Origin of the sequence: uncultured Alistipes sp. (assembly GCF_949296715.1) — a bacterium.
In the GTDB taxonomy this organism is placed as follows: Bacteria; Bacteroidota; Bacteroidia; order Bacteroidales; family Rikenellaceae; genus Alistipes.
In genome coordinates this window covers 15,413-41,232 of the sequence record NZ_CASFQD010000039.1, presented here as the reverse complement: position 1 = coordinate 41,232, position 25,820 = coordinate 15,413, and the positions used below count along the sequence as shown (strand labels likewise).

Below are 25,820 nucleotides of genomic sequence, written 5' to 3'. Positions count from 1 at the left end.
GGCCGTAACGACGGGGAAGTCGGCACCCTGACGCGCCTTGATGCGGTCGGGCTGCAGGAAGTGGCCCTCGTCGTCGATCGGCATGTTCGACTGGGCGACGATCTTGCCCTCCTCCTCTTCGGCCGAGTAGTAGCGGATATGCGAGTTGTCCATGTCGATGACGCCGTTCTCCACCGTACGGTAGGGCGTCTCGATGAATCCCATGGGCGAAATCTTCGCATAGACACACAGCGACGAGATCAGACCGATGTTCGGGCCTTCCGGCGACTCGATCGGGCAGAGACGTCCGTAGTGCGTATAGTGTACGTCGCGGACCTCGAAACCGGCGCGGTCGCGCGACAGACCGCCGGGGCCGAGGGCCGACAGACGGCGCTTGTGCGTGATCTCGGCCAGCGGGTTGATCTGGTCCATGAACTGCGAGAGCTGCGAGGTGCCGAAGAAGGAGTTGATCACCGACGAGAGCGTCTTGGCGTTGATCAGGTCCACCGGCGTGAAGACCTCGTTGTCGCGCACGTTCATGCGCTCGCGGATCGTGCGTGCCATGCGCACGAAACCGACCGAGAACTGGTTGGAAAGCTGCTCGCCCACGGTGCGGACGCGGCGGTTCGACAGGTGGTCGATATCGTCGACGTCGGCCTTCGAGTTGATCAGCTGGATCAGGTATTTGATGATGGCGATGATGTCCTCGCGCGTCAGCGTGCGGATGGCCGGATCGATGTCCAGGTCCAGCTTCTTGTTGATGCGGTAGCGTCCCACATCGCCCAGGTCGTAGCGCTTGTCCGAGAAAAAGAGCTTCTCGATGACGTCGCGGGCCGTCGCCTCATCGGGCGGTTCCGAAGCGCGCAGCTGTCTGTAAATGTAGACCACGGCCTCCTTCTCGGAGTTGCAGGGGTCCTTCTGCAGGGTGTTGTAGATGATCGAGAAGTCGATGCCCGAGAGGTTCTCCTTATGCAGGAGGATCGTCTTGGCGCCGCTCTCGATGATCTGGTCGATATGCTCCTCCTCGAGGACCGTCTCGCGGTCCACGATGACGTTGTTTCGTTCGATGGATACCACTTCGCCCGTATCCTCGTCGACGAAGTCCTCGACCCATGTCGAGAGGACGCGTGCGGCCAGCTTGCGGCCCACGGCCTTCTTGAGGGTGGCCTTCGACACCTTCACCTCGTCCGCAAGGTCGAAAATCTCGAGAATCTGCTGGTCGGCCTCATAGCCGATGGCGCGCAGCAGCGTCGTGACGGGCAGCTTCTTCTTGCGGTCGATGTAGGCATACATCACGTTGTTGATGTCCGTAGCGAACTCTATCCACGAGCCCTTGAAGGGGATGATGCGCGCCGAATAGAGTTTTGTGCCGTTCGTGTGCATGCTCTGTCCGAAGAAGACGCCCGGCGAACGGTGCAGCTGGGATACGATGACACGCTCCGCACCGTTGATGACGAACGTACCGCGTTCGGTCATATAGGGAATCGTACCGAAGTACACGTCCTGAACGACAACGCCGAAATCCTCGTGCTCGTCGTCCGTGCAGTAAAGCTTGAGTTTGGCCTTCAGCGGGACGCTGTACGTAAGGCCGCGCTCGAGACACTCCTCGATCGAATAGCGCGGCGGGTCGATATAGTAGTCGATAAACTCCAGAACAAAATTGTTCCGGGTATCCGTAATGGGGAAATTTTCCTGAAAGACCTTGTAGAGTCCCTCGTTCTTACGGTTTTCGGCCGTGGTGTCCATCTGGAAAAAATCCCGGAATGATTTAAGCTGTACCTCCAGCAAATCCGGATAGGGGACCCGGTTTTTTACTGACGAAAAGCTGATTCTCTGTTGTGTTTTTGCTGCGGACATCGTAAAATCCAAAATTATTTGAAGTGTAATGGGTTACGCTCCCCAAAAAGTGCGGGTCTCTATCCCGCCGAAGCCCCCGTATGCAGGCACTGCGGCCCCGGGAGCATCCAATCGCCAAAGAACGGACACAGCTCCTGCTCGGCACTTCCGTTCTTTAGACCAAGAAAAGGCATAGAGCCTACACCACGGTAAGCCCTATACCTGATCTGTCTGTCGCGGCTTAAGCAGCAATGCTACTTGAGCTCAACTTCTGCACCTGCCTCCTCGAGCTGGCCCTTGATCTGCTCGGCCTCCTCCTTGGAAACACCCTCCTTGACGGCCTTCGGAGCACCGTCCACGAGAGCCTTGGCGTCACCCAGCGAAAGACCGGCGATGTCCTTGACGGCCTTGATCACCTGGAGCTTGGCCTGGCCTGCGCTCTTCAGGATCACGTCGAACGACGTCTTCTCGGCGGGAGCGGCCTCACCTGCACCAGCAGCGGGAGCTGCAACGGCAACGGCGGCAGCTGCCGGCTCGATGCCATACTCCTCCTTGAGGATCTGTGCGAGTTCGTTTACCTCGGTAACTTTCAGGTTTACCAGTTCTTCAGCAAGTTTCTTTACGTCTGCCATAGTTGTAAGCTTATTAATTTGTTTTTAATTCTTGTTGGTGATTAGTTGTTTCTCGATTCGAGCGTCTTCACGAGGCCCGCAATCTTTTGGCCTGCATTAGCCTGCAATGCAGAAATAACATTCTTCGCCGGGGACTGGAGCAGGGCGATGATGTCGCCGATAAGCTCTTCCTTCGACTTGATGTTGCACAGAGCGTCCAGTTTGTCGTCGCCCACATAGACGCCGCCCTCGGCGAAAGCCGCCTTCAGGACGGGCTTGTCGGACTTCTTGCGGAACTCCTTGATCAGGACCGCAGGAGCCTTTGCCACGTGTGCGAAAAGGATCGACGTGGGACCCTCCAGTACTTTGACCAATTCAGCATCGGCCTTCTCCGCCTTTTCGAGCGCCTTCGTGAGTAGCGTGTTCTTCACGACCACCAGCTTCACGTCGCTCTCGAAGCACTTGCGGCGCAGGGCAGCGGTCTGCTCGGCGTTCAGCGCCTCGATGTCGGCGATGTAGAAGTGAGGATAAGCCTGGAGCTGCTCGGTGAGGCTGTTGATTACAACCAGTTTTTCTTCCTTTGTCATCTCTACTCTCCTCCTTCTTATTTGGTTTCTACTGATTTGGCGTCAATCTGCAAGCCGGGACTCATCGTGGTCGAGAGATAAATACTCTTCACATAAGAACCTTTGGCAGCAGCCGGTTTCAGCTTGATAATCATGTTCAGGACCTCCTTCGCATTGTCTACGATCTGGTCCGGCGTGAACGAAATCTTGCCTACCGTCGTGTGGATGATACCGAACTTGTCGACCTTGAAGTCGATCTTGCCGGCCTTTACCTCCTGAACGGCCTTGCCCACTTCCATCGTAACCGTACCGGTCTTGGGGTTCGGCATCAGGCCGCGGGGACCCAGAATACGGCCCAGGGCGCCGACCTTGCCCATCACGTTGGGGGTGCAGATGATCACGTCGACATCGGTCCATCCGGACTTGATCTTGTCAACGTACTCGTCCAGACCTACGTAATCGGCACCTGCGGCCTTGGCCTCGGCCTCCTTCTCGGGAGTGCAGAGCACCAGCACGCGGACCGTCTTGCCGGTACCGTGGGGAAGCGTCACCACGCCGCGGACCATCTGGTTCGCCTTGCGCGGATCCACGCCCAGACGCACGTCGATATCTACCGAAGCATCAAATTTCGTGAACGTGATTTCCTTCAGAAGAGCGGCAGCCTCCGGGAGCTTGTAAGCCTTGCCGGCTTCCACCTTTGCGTAGGCGATTTTTTGATTTTTTGTCAACTTACTCATCTTCTTACTTACATATTAGGAAATTCACCGACGACATTGATACCCATACTGCGTGCAGTACCGGCAACCATGCGCATAGCCGACTCCAGCGTAAAGCAGTTCATGTCGGACATCTTGTCCTGCGCGATCTCGCGGATCTGGTCCCAGGTCACCTGGCCCACCTTGTCGCGGTTGGGCTGTGCGGAACCTTTCTGCACCTTGGCTGCTTCCTTCAACTGGATGGCTACGGGCGGTTGTTTGACGACGAAGTCGAACGACTTGTCGCTGTAAACCGTGATGATGACCGGAAGAACTTTTCCCGCCTTGTCCTGCGTCCGTGCATTGAACTGCTTGCAGAAGTCCATGATGTTGACTCCCTTAGAACCCAATGCGGGACCAACCGGGGGCGAAGGATTGGCGGCACCACCTTTGATCTGCAATTTAATAAATGCAGCAACCTCTTTTGCCATAGTTTTCCTTGGTTAATTATTCTTTTTCTACCTGTGTGAAACCCAACTCCATGGGAGTTTTGCGCCCAAATATCTTCACCGATACTGTGAGTTTCTTGCGCTCGTTATCGACGGCCTCGATGGTACCCTGGAAGCTTGAGAAAGGACCATCGGTGACCTTGACGGTCTCGCCGACGAAGAACGGTATTTCGTTTTCCTCCTCCATGGCGCTCATTTCATCGACGCGGCCCAGGATGCGTGCAACCTCCTGTGGACGGAGAGGCGTTGCAATCATCTTGCGGGAATCTTCCTTCGTGTCGCCGAGGAAACCCAGCACATTGGGAGTATTACGAATCAGGATGGGAATCTGACCTACGAACGCGGCCTCGACGAGCACATAGCCCGGATAGGAGACCTTCTCCTTGGAGACCTTCTTTCCGTTGCGGATCGTGTAGACCTTTTCGGTAGGGATCAGTACTTGCGAGATATAGTCCTCGAGATGGTTATGACGGATTTCGGCCTCGATATACTCCTTGACCTTGTTCTCCTTACCTCCGATTGCACGGACGACATACCACTCTTTCTTGATTTCGCTCATCGTTCAGGGTAGATTAACGACCGATATTGGCCAGCGTCCTGTAGATGGCGGCCATCAGGTTCTCGAACGACAGGTCCATAATCAGCACGATGACGGCGAAGATGACCGTAGCGATCATCACGACGATCGTGGAGCTCTGGAGCTGCGGGAACGTCGGCCACGTCACCTTGTTTACAAGCTCGTTGTAGGATTCTTTGAAGTACTTGATCATAGTTTGACTCTTTTATTTGGCAGGAGCAGAGAGATTCGAACTCCCATCAACGGTTTTGGAGACCGCTATTCTACCCTTGAACTATGCTCCTATGAAGGAGAAGCGGGCTTGCGCACCGCTTCTCCGTGGCGGTCATGTCAATTACTTGACAACCTTCAGAATCTGACCTGCACCTACCGTGCGGCCACCCTCGCGGATTGCGAAACGCAGACCCTCGTTCAGGGCTACCGGGTAGATCAGCTTCACGCCGATGGTCACGTGGTCGCCCGGCATCACCATGTCGACGCCTGCCGGCAGGTGAACCTCACCCGTTACGTCCATCGTGCGCAGATAGAACTGGGGACGGTAGTTGTTGTGGAACGGCGTGTGACGGCCACCCTCCTCCTTCTTCAGGATGTAGACCTCGGCCTCGAACTCCGTGTGCGGGGTAATCGAACCCGGCTTGGCAACGACCATACCGCGCTTTACCTCCTTCTTGTCGATACCGCGGAGCAGCAGACCTACGTTGTCGCCGGCCTCGCCCTCGTCGAGCAGCTTGCGGAACATCTCCACGCCCGTGCAGGTCGACGTCAGGATCTTCTCCTCGAGACCTACGATCTCAACGGGATCACCCACGTGGATCACACCCGTCTCGATACGGCCCGTAACGACGGTACCGCGGCCCGTGATCGAGAATACGTCCTCGACAGGCATCAGGAACGGCTTTTCGTTCTCACGCTGCGGGATGGGGATATAGTTGTCGACTGCGTCCATCAGCTCGATCACCTTCTCCTCCCACTTCGGCTCGCCGTTCAGGGCGCCCAGAGCGGAACCGCGGATGATGGGAGCGTTGTCGCCATCGTAGTCATACTTCGAAAGCAGGTCGCGAACCTCCATCTCGACCAGGTCGAGCATCTCGGGGTCGTCCACCATGTCGCACTTGTTCAGGAATACGACGATCTTCGGCACGTTCACCTGACGGGCGAGCAGCACGTGCTCGTTGGTCTGAGGCATCGGACCGTCCGTAGCGGCAACAACCAAGATGGCACCGTCCATCTGAGCGGCACCCGTAACCATGTTCTTCACGTAGTCGGCGTGTCCCGGGCAGTCCACGTGAGCATAGTGGCGGTTGGCCGTCTGGTACTCGACATGCGCGGTGTTGATCGTGATACCACGCTCCTTCTCCTCGGGAGCGTTGTCGATCGAGTCGAACGAGCGGAGCTCCGACAGACCCTTCTTAGCCAGAACGGTCGTAATAGCGGCGGTAAGGGTCGTCTTACCGTGGTCAACGTGACCGATGGTACCGATGTTCACATGCGGTTTCGAACGGTCGAATTTTTCTTTTGCCATAGTATTAAGGTATTTAAAGAATTGTTAAAAATTGCTTTAAAGTTCATTTTGCAGGACAAGCGGGCGACACAAACACCCCGTCTTTCGACCGGGGTACGTTCGCATCACACGCTGCTTGCGTTCTGGAGCGGAAGACGAGGCTCAAACTCGCGACCCTTAGCTTGGAAGGCTAATGCTCTATCAACTGAGCTACTTCCGCAAAAATATACCGTATCAGAGTTATCCTTTCCCCTGCGCGGCCGCTTTCGCGGCTGCTCCCGGGGTTTGCAACTCCAACCGGTCTCCTTTTAGTGGGAAGTGATGGATTCGAACCACCGAAGGCGTACGCCAGCAGATTTACAGTCTGCCCCATTTGGCCACTCTGGTAACTTCCCTTTTTTTGCCTGCCGCGGCGGAGTGTCTGCTGCGCTTCGCAGCCTTTCGCCCGTCTCCGAGCTCCGTCTACCCCCCCCCCTCTCCGGCCGGCATTCCGAGCCGATGGAGGGATTCGAACCCACGACCAGCTGATTACAAATCAGCTGCTCTGGCCAACTGAGCTACATCGGCAGTATTCACCGTTTTGGATTGCAAAAGTAGGCATAAAAAATTTATCTCGCAAATAATTCGGGAATAAATTTTTCATTTTTTCACTCTCTTCAAAGAACCCGGTATGACCACCCCGCATTCGGGGATGAAATCGGGTGCAAAGATAGGAAAAGTTTTGAATATCGCAACAGCTTCCATAAAAAATATCGTCTTCGGGACGAAAGAGCGCCGTTTCGGAAACGCCGCGGCAGGCTGTCGGAAAGGGACCCGCCCGGCCGCCGCACCTTATAATATAAAGGGAATCGGAGCCGGCCCGCCGGAAACGAATGCCCCGGTCCGCTGTCGGGGCCGGGGCACGGGTGAAGGATCGCAGCTGTACGCCGCCGCGCGTTCGCAGGGTCACCCCTTCTTGATCGACGCGATCAGCTGGGCCGGCGTCGCATGGAGGTAGTTCTTGCAGAAACGGCTGAACTGCGTGTAGTGGTGAAAACCGTACTTGTTCATCAGGGCCTTCGTGCTGTCCTCGCCGTCGCGGATGTCGGCGAAAATCTTGAGCGCCTTCTGCCGCATCATCCAGTGGTAGACGCTGTCGTTGAAGTGCTCGGCGAAGCGCCGCTTGAAGACCGACAGGCTCATGCCGGCCAGTGCCGCCAGATCAGCCACCGACTGCGCCTTGTCGTAGTTGTTGCAGACGAAGACGCGGAAATTGTCCTGCGGCTGGATCATCGACTGGAAAAAGTAGGCATGTTCGGTCGGGGTGTAGAGCACCTTGATCATCATGAAGAGCTCGGCGACCTTGAGCTTGTGGAAGCGGACGCAATCGGCCAGTTCGCGGACCGGGAAGAGGTCCGTGAGCAGCCGTTCGATGGCCGGGTGCATCGAGAGCACGGGCGCGGCCTCCGTCGGGAGGGCCGAGTCGTAGGGCATGGTCTTGTTGAAGAGGTCCTGTTCGCAGAATTCGATGCGATGGATCAACGAGAGGATGACGACATGCGTCTCGGCATCCTGGGCCGTGACGATGTAGCGCTCGCCGCGGGCCAGGCAGACACACTGTTTCGAAGTCACCAGACGCACGGCATCGTCCGCATGTTCCAGCTTGAGCGATCCCGACAGGACGAAAAGAATGCGCACCATGCGGTCACCCGGGAAGGCGGAACCTTCGCCGGCGGCGTAGGTAACGGATGTGAAACGGCAATAGGACGAATCGCCTATGCGGCGAAACGGTGCAGGAAAGGTAGGACAACGACTACAATCCGCAGGACAATTCTCCTTCAATGCCGACTCCACAAACTGCGGTTTGGGTTGATAATCCATATAAAAAATGAACGGTATTGTTTTAATCGCGCAAAAATACAAAAAAAACGGTAATCGCAAACAAGCGGATGCCAAACTGCAAAAAAAAGCCCCGTCTGCGACGGGGCTCCTCCATGGCTGTTATCTGTAACTGATGATGAGCACTTTCGACGATTCCCAGAAGCGCGCGGGATCGGTGATGACCAACCGCGAGACGATCTTGCCGTCCCCTTCGAGGCGGTAGGAATCCTCGGGATGCGTCGTGACGAGCGTCACGCGCTTCTGACCGACGGGCACCTCGGTCAGCAGCCGGGCGTCGGCCTGCGTGAAGCTGTCGAGCCGGCTGTTGCTGTTGGCCGTCAGCGTCCGGCCGATGAAGCCCTGCTTGTCGATGATCTGCGCATCGCGCAGCTCCTTTTCGGCGCCCACGATGTAGTAGACCGTATTGAGCTGATTCTCCAGTTCGGTTTTGCGGCCGCTCAAATCCTCGACCTCGGCGTTGCGCTCGGCGACCGTCTCCGTGAGGGTCTTGACCTCGAGCCCCATCCGGGCCAGTTCGCCGCGCAGGCGCTCGATCTCACCGGTCTTCTCGGCCAGCTGGCCGTTCAGGTCCGAGATCATCTTGTCGAGCCCCTCGATCCGCTGGTTGGCCTTGCGCAGCAGGGCCGACGTGCGCTGCAGCGAGGCGATCTTCTCGCGGTTCTCCTGCAACAGCCGGTCGATGGCCGCAATGTCGTTGTTGATCTCCTGGACGGGGCGGCGCACCCCCTCCCCCTGGCCGGCCACCGAGATCAGGTTCTCGCGCGACTTGATCTGCGCGAGGTTCTCCGAAATGGCGTTGATGTCGGCGAAGATCGTGTTGATGAGCGAATCCTTGGCACTGACCACGACGGCAAGCGAGTCGCGCTGGCTTTCGGACTGCTGGGCCACCTGACGGCGCACGCAGGAGGTCGGCACGCACGCGGCACATGCCGCAGCGAACACGAACAGATATTTTACGAGTGTCTTTTTCATGTTTTTTGTTTTTTTGATAGTTTCCTTTCTGACGGGTTTTGTTTTCTGTCTGCCTGTGCCGCAAATATATGCATAAAAACGATAGCCTGTGCAAAATTTTTCCGCTTCGGTGAAGGGAAAGGCACAACGAGCATCTCCCGGAGGGGAGGAGCGGCGGCCGACGCGCGAAAAAAAACGGACCGCAATCATCAGATTGCAGTCCGTCGTTTCGGGAGCGGAAGTCTTACTTCGCGTTTTTCTTATCGTAGCGCTTTGCGTAACGGCTCATAAACTTATCGACGCGACCGGCGGTGTCCACCAACTTCATCTTGCCCGTATAGAACGGGTGCGAGGTGTTGGAAATTTCCATCTTATACACGGGATAGGTTTCGCCGTTCACTTCGATGGTCTCTTTTGTCGAAACGGCGGACCGACACAAAAACACGACGTCGTTGGACATGTCCTTGAACGCCACCAAACGATAATTCTCCGGATGAATACCCTTTTTCATTTCGTTGTTTTTGTTTTAATTAGTGCTTAAGCGGGACAAAGGTACGAATTTATTTACAACAAACAAGCCCCCAATGCAACTTTTTTCACCGCAGGGCGTCCGAAAGGTTGCGCAATCTGAATTGTTTTCGTATCTTTGCGCCACGCAAGGCCCGAAAGGAGCCGCAGCGAGGGCCCATAGCTCAGTTGGTCAGAGCAGCGGACTCATAATCCGAAGGTCGTGGGATCATGCCCCTCTGGGCCCACGCGACAAGCCGGAACATCCCCGAGATGTTCCGGCTTTCTTTTTTCCCAAAAGCGTGCCGGACGAAAGCCGCACCTGCCCCGCCACGGGCCGCACCGGGACGACGCGGCCGCAACCACCTTATTTATTATATGACTTGCCTGCGCAACCCATGACGCGCCCGAATGCGGTTCTTTCGGACAGGCATACCGGGATGGCACGTGTACTCTCCGGAATCGGAATCGGAACCGGAACCGGATTTTCCGGAGGCTCCGGCGTCTCCGCCGCGGCTGGCGGACGTTTCACCGCCCGGTTTTGCCGTTTCACCGATCCGGCGGAATATTCGGTTCCGGAACAACCTTGTTCTATTTGGGATTTTTCGTATCTTTGTAATCGTCCTTCACAGAACAGCACCACTTTGTCACGATGAACAAGAAAAAGAAATGGATTGCCACGGCCATCATCCTCGCGGTCTTCGCCGCGGCCCTGGCCATCTACAACCATTACCGCACCGGAAGCGGAAGTGCGGCCGACACCCCTGTGGAGAAGGGGCCCCGCAAAAAAAGCATCCTGAATGTCAACGGTCTGGTCATCCGCCCGACGTCGCTCACCGACGGCATCACGACCGTGGGCAACCTGCTGCCCGACGAGGAGGTGGACCTCTCGTTCGAGACCTCGGGCAAGATCGTCGCGATCAACTTCCGCGAAGGCACGCCCGTCGCGAAGGGCGAACTGCTGGCCAAGGTCAACGACAAGCCCCTCCAGGCCCAGCTCAAGCGCTATGAGGCGCAGCTCAAGCTGGCCGAGAACCGCGTCTTCCGCCAGAGCACCCTGCTTGAGAAGGATGCCGTGAGCCAGGAGGCCCTCGAGCAGGCCCGCACGGAGCTCGCCACGCTCAACGCCGACATCGACATCGTGCAGCAGAACATCGCCCTCACCGAGCTGCGGGCGCCGTTCGACGGCATCATCGGTCTGCGCAACGTCAGCGAGGGCGCCTACGCCTCGCCCGACGTCGTCGTGGCCAAGCTGACGAAGATCTCGCCGCTGAAGATCGACCTCTTCGTGCCGGAGCGCTACGCCAACCAGATCAAGCCCGGCACGCCGCTGTCGTTCACCATCGAGGGGCGCAGCGAGACCTTCCACGCCCAGGTCTACGCCACCGAGTCGAAGGTCGACATCGCCACGCGCACGCTGGCCGTGCGCGCCTCGTTCCCCAACACCGGGAGCCGGCCCCTGCTGCCGGGCCGTTTCGTGAGCGTGAAAATCCGCATGCACGACATTCCCGACGCCATCGCCGTCCCGACCGAGGCGATCGTCCCGGAGATGGGCGTCGACAAGGTCTATCTCTACAAGGGCGGCAAGGCCCGCGCCGTGGAGGTCCGCACTGGCCTGCGCACCGACCGCAGCATCCAGATCATCGAGGGACTGCACGTCGGCGACACGCTCATCACCTCCGGCACGCTGCAGCTGCGCACCGACCTGCCCGTCAAACTCGACGTCGTCGAATAATCCCGCCGCCGCATGAACATCTCCGAATTGAGCATCCGGCGCCCCGTGCTGGCCACGGTGCTGACGATCATCATCCTGCTGTTCGGCATGATCGGCTACGGCAGCCTCGGCGTGCGCGAGTACCCGAGCGTCGACAACCCGATCATCTCGGTCTCGTGCTCCTACCCCGGCGCCAACGCCGACGTGATCGAAAACCAGATCACCGAACCGCTCGAGCAGAACATCAACGGCATCCCGGGCATCCGCTCGCTGTCGAGCACCAGCCGCCAGGGACAGAGCCGCATCACCGTGGAGTTCGAGCTGTCGGTAGACCTCGAGACCGCGGCCAACGACGTGCGCGACAAGGTCTCGCGCGCCCAGCGCTACCTGCCGCGCGACTGCGACCCGCCCACCGTCTCGAAGGCCGACGCCGACGCCACGCCCATCCTCATGGTGACGATCCAGAGCGACAAGCGTTCGCTGCTCGAGCTGAGCGAGATCGCCGACCTGACGGTCAAGGAGCAGCTCCAGACGATCAACAACGTCAGCGGCGTGGAGATCTGGGGCGAGAAGCGCTACTCGATGCGCCTGTGGCTCGACCCGGCGAAGATGGCCGGATACGGCATCACGCCCGTCGACGTGAAGAATGCCCTCGACCGCGAGAACGTCGAGCTGCCCTCGGGCAGCATCGAGGGCAACACCACCGAGCTGACGATCCGCACCCTCGGGCTCATGCACACGACGCAGGAGTTCAACGACCTGGTGATCCGCGAGGATGCCGACCGCATCATCCGCCTGAGCGACGTGGGCCGCGCCGAACTCGGGCCGCAGGACACGCGCAGCTACATGAAGATGAACGGCATCCCGATGGTGGGTGTCGTCGTGATCCCGCAGCCGGGCGCCAACCACATCGAGATCGCCGACGCCGTCTACGAGCGCATGGCGACCATGAGGAAGGACCTGCCGGACGACGTCGTCACCGGATACGGATTCGACAACACGCGCTTCATCCGCGCCTCGATCGACGAGGTGAAGCAGACCGTCTACGAGGCCTTCGTGCTGGTCATCATCATCATCTTCCTCTTCCTGCGCAACTGGCGCGTGACGCTCATCCCGTGCATCGTCATCCCGGTGTCGCTCATCGGCACCTTCTTCCTGATGTACGTCGCGGGCTTCTCGATCAACGTGCTCTCGATGCTGGCCGTGGTGCTCTCGGTGGGTCTGGTCGTCGACGACGCCATCGTCATGACCGAGAACATCTACATCCGCATCGAACGCGGCATGACGCCGCGCGACGCCGGCATCGAGGGGGCCAAGGAGATCTTCTTCGCCGTGCTCTCGACCTCCGTGACGCTCATCGCCGTCTTCTTCCCGATCGTCTTCATGGAGGGCATGACCGGGCGTCTGTTCCGCGAGTTCAGCCTCGTGATCTCGGGCGCCGTCATCATCTCGACCTTCGCGGCGCTGACCGTCACGCCGATGCTCGCCACGAAGCTCCTCGTCAAGCAGGAGCGGCAGAGCTGGTTCTACAACAAGACCGAACCCTTCTTCGTGTGGCTCAACTCGTTCTACAGCCGCACGCTGGCCTCGTTTCTCCGACGGCGCTGGCTGGCGCTGCCCCTCACGGCGCTGACCATCGCGCTGATCGGCTGGCTCTGGAGCACGATCCCCGCGGAGATGGCGCCGCTCGAGGACCGCTCGCAGATCACAATCAACACGGTCGGATCGGAGGGTGCCTCCTACGAATACCTGCGCGACTACACCGAGGATATCAACCTGCTCGTCGACTCGCTCGTGCCGGAGGCCGAGGCCGTCACGGCGCGCGTGTCGAGCGGCCGCGGCAACATCCGCATCGCCCTCGTGGACATTGCAGACCGCAAACGCAGCCAGATGGAGATTGCCGAGGAGGTCTCGGCAGCCGTGCGCCGCAAGACCAGGGCCCGCTCGTTCGTGCAGCAGCAAAGCACCTTCGGCGGACGCCGCAGCAGCATGCCCGTGCAGTACGTGCTGCAGGCAACCGGCATCGAGCGGCTCGAGGAGGTGCTGCCCGAGTTCATGACGAAGGTCTACGAAAGCCCCGTCTTCCAGATGGCCGACGTCGACCTGAAGTTCAGCAAGCCCGAGGTGCGCATCCAGATCAACCGCGACAAGGCCAACCTGCTGGGCATCAGCACGCGCGACATCGCCCAAACGCTACAGTACGGATTGAGCGGCCAGCGCATGGGCTACTTCTACATGAACGGCAAGCAGTACGAGATTCTGGCCGAGATCAACCGCCAGCAGCGCAACCGCCCGGCCGACCTGCGGTCGATCTACGTGCGCAGCAGCAAGGGCGAGATGATCCAGCTCGACAACCTCATCGCGCTGGTCGAGGACGTGGCACCGCCGCAGCTCTACCACTACAACCGCTTCCTCTCGGCCACCGTGTCGGCCGGACTGGCCAACGGGCGCACCATCGGCGAGGGGCTCGACGAGATGGACCGCATCGCCGCCGAGACGCTCGGCGACGACTTCCGCACGGCGCTGGCCGGCGACTCGAAGGAGTTTCGCGAGAGTTCGTCGAGCCTGATGTTCGCCTTCCTGCTGGCCATCCTGCTCATCTACCTGATCCTCGCGGCGCAGTTCGAGAGCTTCAAGGACCCGCTGGTCATCATGCTCACCGTGCCGCTGGCCATCGCCGGCGCGCTGGTCTTCATGTGGGCGACCGGACAGACGATGAACATCTTTAGCCAGATCGGCATCATCATGCTCATCGGCCTGGTGGCCAAGAACGGCATCCTGATCGTCGAGTTCGCCAACCAGAAGCAGGATGCCGGGCACGACAAGCTCCACGCCATCGAGGAGGCGGCGCTGCAGCGCCTGCGCCCGATCCTGATGACGAGCGCCTCGACCGTGCTGGGTCTGCTGCCGCTGACCGTCGCCACGGGCGAGGGCGCCAACGGCCGCATCGCCATGGGCGTGGCCGTCGTGGGCGGCATGGTGGTCTCGACGCTGCTGACGCTCTACATCGTCCCGGCCATCTACAGCTACGTCTCGACCAACCGCATCCGCCGAACGAAAAAGAAAGTCTCATGATACGACCGATCCTTACCCTGCTGCTCGCCGCGCTCGCCGCACTGCCCGCCGCGGCGCAGGAGACCCTGACGCTGCAAAAATGCCTCGAACTGGGGCTCGAACGCAACTACGACATCCGCATCGTGCGCAACGAGGAGCGCATCACGGACAACAACGCCACGGCGGCCAACGCCGGGATGCTCCCGACGGTGGACCTCTCGACGGGCTACACCGGAGCGCTGGACAACATGCGCCGCACACAGCCGGACACGGGCGACGCCACGACCGACCACGGCATCTACGACGGGACGTTCGACGCGGGCATCGCCGTGAACATGACCCTCTTCGACGGATTCCGCATCCGCACCGACTACAAGCGGCTCAAGGAGATGCAGACGATGGGCGCGCTGCGCACGCGCATCACCATCGAGGACTTCGTGGCCAACCTCACGGCCGAATACTACAACTTCGTGCAGCAGACGCTGCGCCTGCAGAACTTCCGCTACGCCGTGTCGCTCTCGCGCGAGCGACTGCGCATCACCGAGGCCCGCTACCGCATCGGCGACTTCTCGCGCCTCGACCTGCTGCAGGCCCGCGTGGACTTCAACGCCGACAGTTCGAAATACATGTCGCAGCACGAGCTGGTGACCGCCTCGCGCATCCGCATCAACGAGCTGCTGGCCAACGAGGACCTCAACGAGCCGCTGCTGATCCACGACTCGGTGATCCGCGTCAACGCCTCGCTCACGTGGAACGCCCTGCTCGAGCGGACCCTGCGCACGAACGCCTCGCTGCTGCTCGCCGAGCACGACCGCACGCTCTCCGAACTGGACCTGAAGAGCATCCGCTCACGCAACTACCCCTACCTGAACCTCTCGCTCGGGTACGGCTACACGCACAACCTCTACGGGCTGGGTACGACCGCCCGGCGCGCGACGCTCGGTCCGACGGCCGGGCTCAAGATGGGCTTCACGCTCTTCGACGGCAACCGCCGCCGCGAGCAGCGCAATGCCCGCATCGAGGTCGAGAACAGCGAGCTGACGCGCCAGCAACTCGAACAGTCGCTGCAGGCCGACCTGTCGAACTTCTGGCAGGCCTACCGCAACAACCTCGAGGTGATCCAGCTCGAGGAGGAGAACCTCATCGCCGCGAAGGAGAACTACGAGATCGCCATGGAGCGCTACCTGCTGGGCGACCTGCCGGGCATCGACATGCGCGAGGCGCAGAAGAGCCTGCTCGACGCCGAGGAGCGCATCCTCACGGCACAGTACAACACCAAACTGTGCGAGATTTCGCTCCAGCAGATCAGCGGCAACATCCTCGTCTACATGCAGTGACGTGTTTTCGGGAGGCGCCGTGCGCTTTTTCGTGATTTTTTGCTACCTTTGTCCATCCAAAAACAACAGCTACCATGGAATTCGAAGGAACAGTCTACAAAATAATGCCCGTGACGAAGGGAACGTCGGCACGCGGCGACTGGCAGCGCCAGGATGTGGTTTTCGAGATGCAGGACGGCGCCTATGCGCGCAAGATCTGCGTCACCTTCTTCAACCGGCCCGACGACGTGGCCCGGCTCAAGGAGGGTGCAGTCTACAACGTCTCGGTGAACATCGAGTCGCGCGAGTACAACGGCCGCTGGTACACCGATATCCGCGCCTGGCGCATCCAGCCCAGGCAGACCGAGGCCCCGGCACCGATGCCCGACATGCCGCCGCTGGGCGAGGAACCCTCCTACGCCTCGACGCCGGCCGAGACGGACGACCTGCCGTTCTGACACCGGGTCGCGGGCGGTCGCGGGCAGAAGAATCCGGCCGCGCCGAAGACAAGACGCGCCGAGCCAGTCGAGGATCGGCGCGTCCGTTTTTCCAAAAGGTACTGCGGGCTTCCGCGCCGCTGCCTCCGGAACCGGACGGTTCCGGCATCCACGCACTGCGGCCCTCCCCGACCTTCGGTACCGCCCGCGTATCACCCGGCTCCTGTGCGGATCATGCCGGTCCCTGTCCGGGCAGACGTTCCGTCGGCGGCATATCCCGGCCGCACACCCCGGCATTGCGCGGAAGCAAGTCCCGGACGCTGCACAAGCGCAAAAAAAGAGCCGGACCTCATTGCAGGGTCCGGCTCCGGAATTGTGGCGGGATTCCGCCGCAAACTATTTCTCGGGCTGCTCTACAGCGGGGGCCACAGCGGTCGAATCGGCCGGAGCGGGCTCCTCATAAGGGGTCACGTCGAGCACCTCGACCTCGAACTCCAGCGCCTCGTTGGGGCCGATACCGCGGTTGCCGCGCGGTCCGTATGCCAGGTCGGAAGGAATCCAGAGCATGATCTTGCCACCCTTGCCGACAAGCTGCATACCCTCGGTCCAACCCTTGATGACGCGGTTGAGCGGGAACTCCACGCCCTCGTTCTTGTCATACGAGTCGGGCATGTACTGCTTGCGCTGCGCCTGCAGCTCCTCGGGCAGGTTCTCGAAGATCGAGCTGTCGAAGACGCGGCCCGTGCGCGTGCGGCCCGTATACTGCACCTTCACCACGTCGCGCGGATCGGAAGCCTTCACCGTCTCGTCACCGGCCTTGACGATCTTGTAGACCAGACCGGACTCGGTGGTCTGCGCACCGGACTTTGCGGCCATCTTCTCGAGCCATTCCTTCGAAGCGGCGGCGTTCTCGGCCGGACGCGTCACCATCATGTAGTGCTGCATATAGCGGTTCACGGCGTTCTCGTCCATCTTGGGGTTGCCGTCACGCACGTCCTGCATGGCCTGTGCGACCCATACCATCTGGAGCGGGAGCTCGCTCTTGCCGATGCCGTAGCCGAGGTCGTTGCCCAGCGCCTTCGACACCTCGGTGCGCTCCTCCTCCGACTCGAACATCTCGGGATCGGCAACCGGATACTCCACCTTCGTCGTGTCGCCGCTGGCCAGGCGCACGCTGTCGGCGGCGGCCCGCTTCTCGGCGATGGCGCGCATGCGCTCGCCGCGCTTGGTCATGAAGTACTCACGCAGCGTCTCCAGGGACTTCTCGTGCTCCTCGAACGTGCTCTTGCCCAGGGCGCTCTCCATCATGGAGGCCTCGACGGCCTTCCAGTCGAAAGGCACATCCTTCATCTGGTAGTTGAAACCCGTTGCGACGTTGGCACCGAGCACATACGACAGCGAGTCGAACTCCGACAGGCTGCCCATCTGCACGCTGTTGTTCTTGCTGCCGCAGGCAGTCAGAAGCGCAGCTCCCGCAAGGGCCGCTGCAAAAAGAATCTTTTTCATTGTTTAAGCGTATTTTATGTTTGCCTTTTTCCGCGCGCAAAGATACAAAATAATTGCGATATGGTTCATAATTTTCAACGCAAATTGCCGCGGCGCGTGCGATTTGCATATTTGTCCACCGCGATGAGCTCGATATCGTAACAGAGCGTCGCATTGGGCCCCACGCCGAACTCCTCGCTGCCGTCGGCCCCGTAGGCCGCCGACGAAGGCATCCAGGCGTTGATCCGTCCGCCCCGGCCGATGAGCTTCACGCTCTCCTTCAGGCCGCGCGTCATCTCCGACAGGGCCATGCGCAGCGAGTCGCCCCGCTCGTAGGAGGAGTAGAGCTCCTTTCCGTCGATCGAGCGGATCACCACGCGCAGCACCACGCTGTCGCGCTCCGAGGTCGGAATCTGGTTCTGGTCGCCCACATCCTCCACGGCATAGGTCACCCCCGACGACGTGCGGGCATACGAACGGTTCGACTTGGCGAAGTCGGCGAGGAACTGCTCCTCATAGGCCCGGGCCTTCTCGGGCAGGGCATAGTTGACGTAGGCCAGGTAGAAGGTCTCGGCCTCCTCCATCGTCAGGTCCGTCTTCCCGGCGAAGACGTCGCGGATGCCCTCGCAGACGGCGGCGACGTTGAGCGTCGAATCCATGCGCTGGAGGTTTAGCCCCACGTTCATGCCGATGACGTAGGCCACCGAATCGACATCCGTGCGGAGCTTCACCCCGCCGCCGGACGATTTTTCCGAGCAACTGCCGGCCAGCAGGCCCGCAGCGGCCAAAAGCACGATCACTGCAGTTTTCATACGTTTCATACGCACCTCAATTCTGTTTTTTTGCAAATGCCAGTATCAGCAGGCTTCCCAGCGCGGCGGCAGCCGTCGACCCCATCAGGATGGCGATCTTGCCGCGGTCGATGAGCGTGGGGTCCGTGTAGGCGAGCGAGTCGACGAAGAGCGACATCGTGAAGCCGATACCGCCCAGGCAGGCCACGGCGAAGAGCATCCGCCAGTTCGCCCCTTCGGGCATCACGGCCACGCCCGAACGCACGGCAAGCCAACTCGCGAGGAAGATACCCAGCGGCTTGCCGAGCAGCAGACCGAAGAAGACGCCCATGCCGACCGAGCCGATCTCGGGCGAGTAGTGGAAGATATTGAGATACTCGAGCGAGCCGATCTCGACGCCGGCATTGGCCAGGGCGAAGATCGGCATCACAAGGAAGGTGACATAGGGTGCGAGGGCATGCTCCATCCGGTAGCTCATGCCGACGGAGTCGGAGGCCAGCATGCGCATCTCGCGCAGGTAGAAGCGGTGCTCGTCGTTGGGGAAGTCGGGGGCTTCGACCTGGTTGAGCTTCTCCTTGAGCAGGCGCATCTTGCGGGCGAAGTACTCCTTGCCGTAGCGGGGCGACATGGGGATGAGCAGCGCCATGGCCACGCCCGAGATCGTCGAGTGCACGCCCGAATAATAGAAGAGGCCCCACACCAGGATCGCCGGCACGACATAGGAGATGACGTGCTTCTCGCCCATCTTGTTCATGAAGTAGACCAGCAGCATGATCGCCAGCGCAATCAGCAGGCAGGTGATCTGCACCTTGCCGCCGTAGAAGAGCGCGATGACGAGGATGGCCCCCAGGTCGTCGGCAATGGCCAGGGCCGTGAGGAAAATCTTGAGCGACAGCGGCACGCGGTTGCCCAGCATCGAGAGGATGCCGATGGCGAAGGCGATGTCGGTAGCCGTGGGGATTCCCCATCCGTTGGCGGCGTCGGTACCGTGGTTGAAGGCCGTGAAGATGATCGCCGGGACCAGCATGCCGCCCGCCGCGGCCAGCACGGGCAGGATGGCCCGGCGCACCGACGAGAGCTGCCCGCAGACGATCTCGCGCTTGATCTCGAGCCCCACGGAAAAGAAGAAGAAGACCATCAGTCCGTCGTTGATGAACTTCTCGACGGTCATGCCGCGCGGGAAGATCCAGTTGATGACGCCGTCGGGCGAATGGACCATCAGCGAGAGGTCGGTCTCCAGCAGGTGGTGGTAGTAGAGTTTCGTTGCCGGGAGGTTGGCCAGCAGCATGGCCACGATGACGCAGACGAGCAGCACCACGCCGCCCGACCACGGGGCTTCGAGGAAATGCCGGCCGCGGAGCCCGATGATGTGGCGTTTGCGGATCCAGCCGTAGAGCGAAAACAGTCTCATGCGGGTTCGTTGTTTTTATGGTTCGACAGAAGGGCCTGCCCGCAGAGTTTCCACAGCATGCGGGCGCCCGTGATGGCATCGAGCCGCTCTTCGGGTGCCGGGGCCACCTCCACCAGGTCGAACCCGATGATGCGGCGTCCCGAACGGGCCACGGCGGCCAGCAGCCAGACCGCCTTGTTGAAGCTCAGGCCGCCCGATACGGGCGTGCCCGTATGGGGGCAGTTTTCGAAGGAGAGGCCGTCGATATCGAAGCTGATGTAGACCTCGGCGGGCAGCGCCTCGACGATGCGGCGGCACTGCGCGTCCCACGTCTCGCCACGGAACTCCGCCGCGGCCAGCGACAGGTCGTCAAAGGTGACGATGCGCCCGGACGCGGCGGCCAGGTCGGCCTCGCGGCGGCTGAAGTCGCGCACGGCCACCTGCACGAGGCGCTCGACCTGCGGCACGTCGCGCAGGACGTTGTACATGATCGAGGCGTGCGAGAAGCGGAATCCCTCGTAGGCGTCGCGCAGGTCGCAGTGGGCGTCGATGTGCAGGATGCCGAAACGTTCGTGCCGGGCCCCGAGTGCGCGGATCAGCCCGTAGGGGGTCGAGTGGTCGCCGCCGACCAGTCCCACGATCTTGCCCGCATCGAGCCACTCGCCGGCCTGCGCCTCGATGTTGGCGTTCAGCACGGCGCACCCCTCGTTCACGCGGCGTATCTTGCGCACGACATAATCGTCGTCGGGACTGCCGCCGCCCTCGAGGTGCCCGATCACCTTTTCGGCGTCGGAGCGCAGGCGCTGCGACAGCTCCTGCAGCGTATAGTCGATGTCGGCCGTGGCGATGCCGCGCCGCCAGGCGTCCGGCGCCAGCGGATCGTGAAAGTCCAGCTGCGTGGAGGCCTCGATGATCGCATCGGGCGCATAGGCGGCCCCCGCACCGTAGGAGACCGTCACGTCCCACGGGGCCGAGACGAGCACCAGCGCGGCGGACGCCGGATCGAACGGCATGCCGAAATAGGTGCCGTTGTCGATGCCCACGCCGTCCGGATCGAAGGTTTTTTCTTCCATAACGTGATTATTAATGGACAAAGGTACGAAAATTTTATTTTTTACCTATATTTGCTCACCTCAAAGAACAAAGTCCGATGGCAGAAAATTCCATTCCGAGAATCGTGGCCGACAGCGCCATTCCCTTTCTGCGGGGGGTGCTGGAGCCGTGGGCCGAGGTCCGCTACCTGCCCGGAGCGGCCATCGGTGCGGAGGATGTCTGCACGGCCGATGCGCTGGTCATCCGCACGCGCACGCGCTGCAACGAGGCCCTGCTCGGGGCGTCGTCCGTGCGGCTGATCGCCACGGCGACGATCGGATTCGACCACATCGACACGGCCTGGTGCGCCGCCCGGGGCATCCGCGTCGCCACGGCCGCGGGCTGCAACGCCCGGGGCGTGTTGCAGTGGATCGGCGCCGTGCTGGCCCATCTCTCCCGCCGGCAAGGCTGGACACCCCGCGAGCGGACGCTCGGCATCGTCGGCGTGGGACACGTCGGGTCGCTGGTCAAAAGCTATGCCGAAGCGTGGGGATTCCGCACCGTATGCTGCGACCCGCCGCGCGAGGAGCGCGAACACGCCGGCTTCCGGCCGCTGGGCGAGGTGGTCCGCGAGGCCGACCTCATCACCTTCCACACGCCGCTCGACGCCACGACGCGCCACCTGGCCGATGCCTCGCTCCTTGCGCAGATGAAGCCCGGCGCCGTGGTCATCAACTCCTCGCGCGGCGAGGTGGTCGACGGCGAGGCGCTGAAGGCAAGCCGCCACGACTGCGTGCTGGACGTCTGGGAGCACGAGCCGCACCTCGACCGCACGCTGCTCGACCGCGCACTGCTCGCAACGCCCCACATCGCCGGCTACTCCGAGCAGGGCAAGGCCAACGCCACGGCGCAGTCCGTCGCCACGCTTGCCCGCTTCTTCGGCTTCCCGCTCGAGGGGTGGTATCCGCCCGAAGTGCCCCCCTCGACGCCGCGGCCGATCTCGTGGGAGGAGCTCACGGCCACGATCGGCGCCCATTACGATATCGAGGCGGAGAGCCGCCGCATGAAATCCGCACCGGAGGAGTTCGAGGCCCTGCGCGACCACTACCGCTACCGCCGCGAATACTTCTGATGAATAAAAACGGGTGAAGGGCGGCCGGACCCACCCGCCGCGCACGGCCGACGCCGCCCCCGGCAGCAGCCATCCGACCCCGACAACAGCCACTTGACCTGTCGCCCGGACAGAACGGAGTTCAAACGGAGCGGGACGGTTCTCCGTTGCCAGCCGGTCACCGCAGCTCACCCCGCGGCCGCAATATGCGCTGAAAGGCCCCGCAACCCGCTCGCCACAAGCCTCGCGGCATGTCCCGTCAGCCGCCCTGCAACACGGCCTCGACTCGCCCCGCAACGGCCGTCAGGCGGCCCGGTCGAAGGCTCCGACGGAGGTCCCAGCACCGTCGCAGCGTCGCCATCTCGTCGTTCCGACGTTGCAAAAAGGGCGGAAAGTGCACACAATCATCTTTTTTTTGTACCTTTGCGCCAATTTACGGAGGTTCGCATGTACCAACGAGTCATAAAACCCATACTCTTCTCGCTCTCGATCGAGCGGGCACACCGGGTTGTTATCCTGCTGCTGCGCATCATCGGCATGATCCCGGGAGGACGCTGGCTGCTCCACAAGTGCTACGGCGTGGAGCACCCGGCCCTCGAACGCGAGGTCTTCGGCATCCGGTTCCGCAACCCCGTCGGACTGGCCGCCGGCTTCGACAGCAACGGCGAGATCATCCGCGAATGCTCGGCCCTGGGCTTCGGCTTCGTCGAGGTGGGGACCGTCACCCCGCGCCCGCAGGCAGGCAATCCGCGCCCGCGCATCTTCCGCCTGCCGAAGGACCGGGCCATCATCCACCGCATCGGACTGGCCAACCGCGGGCTGGAGCGCATGATCCAGCACCTGCGCCGACCCCACAAGGGGGTCATCGTCGGCTGCAACATCGGCAAGAACACCGCGACGCCCCCCGAGAGCGCCCCTGCGGACTACCTGAAGCTTTTTCGCAACCTCTACCAGTATGCGGATTACTTCACCGTGAACATCAGCTGCGACAACGCCTGCCGTGACGGCGCGAGCCACTCGCGCGAATACATTCTCCAGATTCTCGATCCGCTCTTCGACTTCCGCCGCGGACAGAACCAGTACCGGCCCGTCATGCTCAAGGTCTCACCCGACATGACGGACGAGACGATAGACCTCATCAGCGACATCCTGCTGACCACGCCGCTCGACGGCATCGTCGCCACGAACGGATCGCTGCGCCGCGACGGGCTGCAGACCAGCCGCGAATCGCTCGACAAAATCGGCAACGGACGCATCGGCGGCGCCCCGCTCGCGGCCCGTGCCGTGGAAATCGTGCGGCGCATCCACACGCGCTCGGGCGGCAACTTCCCCATCATCGGCGTCGGCGGCCTCATGTCGGCGGACGACGTGCGGGCCATGCTCGATGCCGGCGCCGACCTCGTGCAGCTCTATACGGGATACGTCTACGAAGGCCCCGCACTCGTCGGGAATATCTGCCGGGCGCTGGTCGCCGATGCGGAGAAAGCCGCAGCAGAAAAAGCAGCAGCGGAAAAGGCAGCAGCTGAAAAGGTTGCCGCTGAAAAAGCCGAGGCCGAAGCCGCGGCTGAAAAGGTTGCCGCTGAAAAAGCCGAGGCCGAAGCCGCCGCACAGTCCCAAACGGAGGCCCAGGCGGCACAGGAGCCGGCGTCGGATAGCGCGCCGAAGTCTCCGCAGGCGTGAACATCGGGACAAAGCATACAGCCAAACCATGAAAGCCACCATCATCACCATCGGCGATGAGATTCTCATCGGCCAGATCGTGGATACCAACTCCGTATCCATCGCCAAACACCTCAATGCCGCGGGCATCGTCGTCCGCGAGAAGCTCTCGGTCGGCGACGACCGCACGCAGATCATCGGGAGCATCGAACGGGCACTGGAGGAGTCGAATGTCGTGATCCTCACCGGCGGCCTCGGCCCCACGAAGGACGACATCACCAAGAAGACGCTCGCCGAGATGTTCCACAGCGAACTGGTGCCCGACGCCCGCGTAGCCGAGCACGTCGAGCGCATGCTCACGGCGCGCGGCATCGAATACAACGAGCTCAACCGCTCGCAGTCGCTCGTTCCGGCCTGCTGCACGGTGCTTTTCAACGCCCACGGCACGGCCCCGGGCATGTGGTTCGAGCGCGACGGCCGCGTCGTCGTCTCGCTGCCGGGCGTTCCCTACGAGATGGAGCACCTGATGCAGGACGAGGTGATGCCGCGGCTGAAGGCGCGCTTCGCCCTGCGGCAGATCGTCCACCGCACGATGATCACCGCCGGACTGGCCGAGTCGATGCTCGCCGAGAAGATCGCCCCCTGGGAGAATGCCCTGCCGCCCTACCTGAAGCTGGCCTACCTGCCCAGCCCGGGCGTCGTGCGGCTGCGCCTGTCGGCCTACGAGGTCGAGGGCGAGAGCGTCATGCGGGAGATCGACCGGCAGTTCGAGGCGCTGCGCCGCCTGATCCCCTACCACGTCATCGGCTTCGAGCGCGCCACGATGCAGGAGCTCGTGCACGGCATCCTCACGCAGCGCGGCGAGACCCTCGCCGCGGCCGAGAGCTGCACGGGCGGCGCAATCGCCGCACGCTTCACGGCCATGCCCGGCGCGTCGGCCTACTTTCTCTGCGGCGTGGTGGCCTACAGCAACGAGGCCAAGAGCCGCATCCTGGGCGTACTGGCCGAAGAGATCGCCCGCTACGGCGCCGTGAGCGAGCAGGTGGCCCGCCGCATGGCCGAGGGGGCGCGGCGCATCTCGGGCGCCGACTACGCCGTGGCGACCACCGGCATCGCGGGTCCCACGGGCGGATCGGACGCAAAGTCCGTCGGCACGGTGTGGATCGCCGTGGCAACGCCCCGCGGCACGCAGGCCATCCTCAAGCAGTGCGGCACCGACCGCGGGCAGATCATCGACCGCGCCTCGGCCTTCGCCATCGGCCTGCTGCGCGACTGCCTCGAACAGGAGAAGGCGGCGGAGTAGTCCCGGCTTGCGGCGGCGGATTTTCACCGTCCCGCACACCGAAGAGCATTAATTTTACGATATTTTGGCGATTTGCCGAAAAGATTGTATATTTGCACTCCCTTTTATTACGGGGATTTAATTAAAAAACATCGAAAATGAAAGTTTGCGAAATCACAGGCAAGGTGGCGATCGTGGGCAACAACGTCTCGCACTCGCACCACAAGACCAAGCGCAAGTTCAGCCCCAATCTGAAAACCAAGCGCTTCTGGTCGGAGCAGGAGGGCCGCTGGATCACCCTGAAGGTATCGGCCGCCGGTATGAAAACCATTAACAAGAAGGGTCTTGCAGTCGCTCTGCGCGAGGCTGTCGCAGCAAAGGCCGTACACTAAAAACTCGTAACAAATGGCAAAGAAAGGCAACAGAGTTCAGGTCATCCTCGAGTGCACCGAACAGAAGGAGAGCGGCGTTCCCGGAATGTCCCGCTACATCACCACCAAAAACAAGAAGAACACCCCCGAGCGTCTGGAGCGCAAGAAGTACAATCCGTACCTGAAGAGGGTCACCGTTCACCGTGAAATCAAATAGTAAGGAAGTTTTATGGCAAAGAAAGTAGTCGCAACGCTGAAGACCGGCACGGGCAAGCAGTTCACCAAGTGCATCAAGATGGTCAAGTCGGAGAAGACCGGAGCCTACATGTTCAAGGAGGGCATCATCGCCAACGACCAGATCAAGGATTTCTTCGAGGAGAAGAAGTAGTATTTTAAGAGCGATCTTAAATACAAAGGGCGTCTTTCGGGACGCCCTTTGTGTGTCTGTATGCCTGCGGCCGGAAATACGGGACCGACGGCCGCAACCTCCGCACGGCTGCATGCGACACGGGGGAAGGCCGGAAATGCAGATGCGGGGAAGGCCGGAAATGCAGGTGCGGACGAA

General features: G+C 61.2%; 25 protein-coding genes and 5 tRNA genes. 11 read left to right on the top strand and 19 right to left on the bottom strand.

All coding sequences use genetic code 11. From position 1 onward, the window contains the following. The 15 genes from rpoB to Q1Y33_RS06095 all read right to left on the bottom strand — a co-directional run. On the bottom strand, positions 1-1,836 hold a 1,836-nt coding region (rpoB, locus tag Q1Y33_RS06165; protein WP_300798868.1), incomplete at its 3' end, for a DNA-directed RNA polymerase subunit beta. Positions 1,837-2,069: 233 nt separating this feature from the next. After that, entirely contained in the window at positions 2,070-2,447 is a 378-nt protein-coding gene (gene rplL / locus Q1Y33_RS06160; protein WP_300798867.1) for a 50S ribosomal protein L7/L12, read from the bottom strand. Between the two features lie 41 nt (positions 2,448-2,488). Beyond that, positions 2,489-3,013: a 50S ribosomal protein L10 gene (rplJ, locus tag Q1Y33_RS06155; protein WP_300798866.1), complete on the bottom strand. Its 525-nt coding sequence runs from the start codon at positions 3,011-3,013 to the stop codon at positions 2,489-2,491. A 17-nt stretch (positions 3,014-3,030) separates the two neighbouring features. Further along, positions 3,031-3,729: a 50S ribosomal protein L1 gene (gene rplA / locus Q1Y33_RS06150; protein ID WP_300798865.1), complete on the bottom strand. Its 699-nt coding sequence runs from the start codon at positions 3,727-3,729 to the stop codon at positions 3,031-3,033. 8 nt (positions 3,730-3,737) lie between these two features. Then, complete coding sequence (rplK, locus tag Q1Y33_RS06145; protein ID WP_300798864.1) at positions 3,738-4,178, bottom strand: 50S ribosomal protein L11; 441 nt, start codon at positions 4,176-4,178, stop codon at positions 3,738-3,740. A gap of 16 nt (positions 4,179-4,194) precedes the next feature. After that, a complete protein-coding gene (nusG, locus tag Q1Y33_RS06140; protein ID WP_300798863.1) occupies positions 4,195-4,755 on the bottom strand; it encodes a transcription termination/antitermination protein NusG in 561 nt (186 codons plus the stop codon). A 13-nt stretch (positions 4,756-4,768) separates the two neighbouring features. Continuing rightward, a complete protein-coding gene (gene secE / locus Q1Y33_RS06135; protein WP_300798862.1) occupies positions 4,769-4,966 on the bottom strand; it encodes a preprotein translocase subunit SecE in 198 nt (65 codons plus the stop codon). 17 nt (positions 4,967-4,983) lie between these two features. Continuing rightward, positions 4,984-5,057: transfer RNA gene (locus Q1Y33_RS06130), tRNA-Trp, on the bottom strand. A gap of 50 nt (positions 5,058-5,107) precedes the next feature. Continuing rightward, positions 5,108-6,295, bottom strand: a complete 1,188-nt coding sequence (gene tuf, locus Q1Y33_RS06125; RefSeq protein WP_300798861.1) for an elongation factor Tu — start codon at positions 6,293-6,295, stop codon at positions 5,108-5,110. A gap of 123 nt (positions 6,296-6,418) precedes the next feature. Further along, positions 6,419-6,494, bottom strand: a tRNA-Gly gene (locus Q1Y33_RS06120). 92 nt (positions 6,495-6,586) lie between these two features. Further along, positions 6,587-6,669: transfer RNA gene (locus tag Q1Y33_RS06115), tRNA-Tyr, on the bottom strand. Positions 6,670-6,767: 98 nt separating this feature from the next. Beyond that, positions 6,768-6,841 (bottom strand) — tRNA-Thr (locus tag Q1Y33_RS06110). Positions 6,842-7,219: 378 nt separating this feature from the next. Beyond that, positions 7,220-7,954, bottom strand: coding sequence for a helix-turn-helix domain-containing protein (locus Q1Y33_RS06105; protein WP_300798860.1), 735 nt, complete (start codon positions 7,952-7,954; stop codon positions 7,220-7,222). Between the two features lie 300 nt (positions 7,955-8,254). After that, entirely contained in the window at positions 8,255-9,127 is an 873-nt protein-coding gene (locus Q1Y33_RS06100; protein ID WP_300798859.1) for a hypothetical protein, read from the bottom strand. Positions 9,128-9,350: 223 nt separating this feature from the next. Next, positions 9,351-9,617 (bottom strand): type B 50S ribosomal protein L31, encoded by a 267-nt coding sequence (locus Q1Y33_RS06095; protein ID WP_015548070.1) that lies wholly within the window; start codon positions 9,615-9,617, stop codon positions 9,351-9,353. Between the two features lie 170 nt (positions 9,618-9,787). On the opposite strand from Q1Y33_RS06095, the gene Q1Y33_RS06090 reads away from it, so the two are divergent. From Q1Y33_RS06090 to Q1Y33_RS06070, 5 genes are all read left to right on the top strand, one after another. Continuing rightward, positions 9,788-9,861, top strand: a tRNA-Ile gene (locus Q1Y33_RS06090). A 404-nt stretch (positions 9,862-10,265) separates the two neighbouring features. Continuing rightward, positions 10,266-11,348: an efflux RND transporter periplasmic adaptor subunit gene (locus Q1Y33_RS06085; RefSeq protein WP_300798858.1), complete on the top strand. Its 1,083-nt coding sequence runs from the start codon at positions 10,266-10,268 to the stop codon at positions 11,346-11,348. Between the two features lie 12 nt (positions 11,349-11,360). After that, complete coding sequence (locus Q1Y33_RS06080) at positions 11,361-14,402, top strand: efflux RND transporter permease subunit (protein WP_300798857.1); 3,042 nt, start codon at positions 11,361-11,363, stop codon at positions 14,400-14,402. Then, positions 14,399-15,718, top strand: coding sequence for a TolC family protein (locus tag Q1Y33_RS06075; protein WP_300798856.1), 1,320 nt, complete (start codon positions 14,399-14,401; stop codon positions 15,716-15,718). Before Q1Y33_RS06080 ends, Q1Y33_RS06075 begins: the two co-directional genes overlap by 4 nt. 74 nt (positions 15,719-15,792) lie before the next feature. Beyond that, entirely contained in the window at positions 15,793-16,155 is a 363-nt protein-coding gene (locus Q1Y33_RS06070; protein WP_300798855.1) for a DUF3127 domain-containing protein, read from the top strand. Positions 16,156-16,530: 375 nt separating this feature from the next. Here the strand turns inward: Q1Y33_RS06070 and Q1Y33_RS06065 are convergent, their stop codons facing one another. The 4 genes from Q1Y33_RS06065 to Q1Y33_RS06050 form a co-directional block, all read right to left on the bottom strand. Then, on the bottom strand, positions 16,531-17,640 hold the full coding sequence (locus Q1Y33_RS06065; protein ID WP_300798854.1) for an FKBP-type peptidyl-prolyl cis-trans isomerase: 1,110 nt from the start codon (positions 17,638-17,640) through the stop codon (positions 16,531-16,533). A gap of 74 nt (positions 17,641-17,714) precedes the next feature. Next, entirely contained in the window at positions 17,715-18,431 is a 717-nt protein-coding gene (locus Q1Y33_RS06060) for an FKBP-type peptidyl-prolyl cis-trans isomerase N-terminal domain-containing protein (protein WP_300798869.1), read from the bottom strand. A gap of 16 nt (positions 18,432-18,447) precedes the next feature. Beyond that, positions 18,448-19,821: a Na+/H+ antiporter NhaA gene (nhaA, locus tag Q1Y33_RS06055; RefSeq protein ID WP_300798853.1), complete on the bottom strand. Its 1,374-nt coding sequence runs from the start codon at positions 19,819-19,821 to the stop codon at positions 18,448-18,450. Next, the gene (locus tag Q1Y33_RS06050) at positions 19,818-20,873 is read right to left on the bottom strand and encodes an agmatinase family protein (protein ID WP_300798852.1); all 1,056 of its coding nucleotides are present in this window, start codon (positions 20,871-20,873) and stop codon (positions 19,818-19,820) included. Before Q1Y33_RS06050 ends, nhaA begins: the two co-directional genes overlap by 4 nt. Before the next feature lie 77 nt (positions 20,874-20,950). Between Q1Y33_RS06050 and Q1Y33_RS06045 the strand changes: the two genes are divergently transcribed. The 6 genes from Q1Y33_RS06045 to Q1Y33_RS06020 all read left to right on the top strand — a co-directional run bounded on the left by Q1Y33_RS06045 (position 20,951) and on the right by Q1Y33_RS06020 (position 25,643). Next, positions 20,951-21,964 (top strand): 4-phosphoerythronate dehydrogenase, encoded by a 1,014-nt coding sequence (locus Q1Y33_RS06045; RefSeq protein ID WP_300798851.1) that lies wholly within the window; start codon positions 20,951-20,953, stop codon positions 21,962-21,964. 426 nt (positions 21,965-22,390) lie between these two features. After that, a complete protein-coding gene (locus Q1Y33_RS06040) occupies positions 22,391-23,623 on the top strand; it encodes a quinone-dependent dihydroorotate dehydrogenase (RefSeq protein WP_300798850.1) in 1,233 nt (410 codons plus the stop codon). Between the two features lie 28 nt (positions 23,624-23,651). After that, positions 23,652-24,905, top strand: a complete 1,254-nt coding sequence (locus Q1Y33_RS06035; protein ID WP_300798849.1) for a competence/damage-inducible protein A — start codon at positions 23,652-23,654, stop codon at positions 24,903-24,905. A gap of 137 nt (positions 24,906-25,042) precedes the next feature. Next, positions 25,043-25,276, top strand: a complete 234-nt coding sequence (gene rpmB, locus Q1Y33_RS06030) for a 50S ribosomal protein L28 (RefSeq protein WP_295908567.1) — start codon at positions 25,043-25,045, stop codon at positions 25,274-25,276. Between the two features lie 13 nt (positions 25,277-25,289). After that, on the top strand, positions 25,290-25,472 hold the full coding sequence (rpmG, locus tag Q1Y33_RS06025) for a 50S ribosomal protein L33 (RefSeq protein WP_300798848.1): 183 nt from the start codon (positions 25,290-25,292) through the stop codon (positions 25,470-25,472). A 12-nt stretch (positions 25,473-25,484) separates the two neighbouring features. Continuing rightward, on the top strand, positions 25,485-25,643 hold the full coding sequence (locus tag Q1Y33_RS06020) for a DUF4295 domain-containing protein (RefSeq protein ID WP_300798847.1): 159 nt from the start codon (positions 25,485-25,487) through the stop codon (positions 25,641-25,643). Positions 25,644-25,820 lie beyond the last annotated feature (177 nt).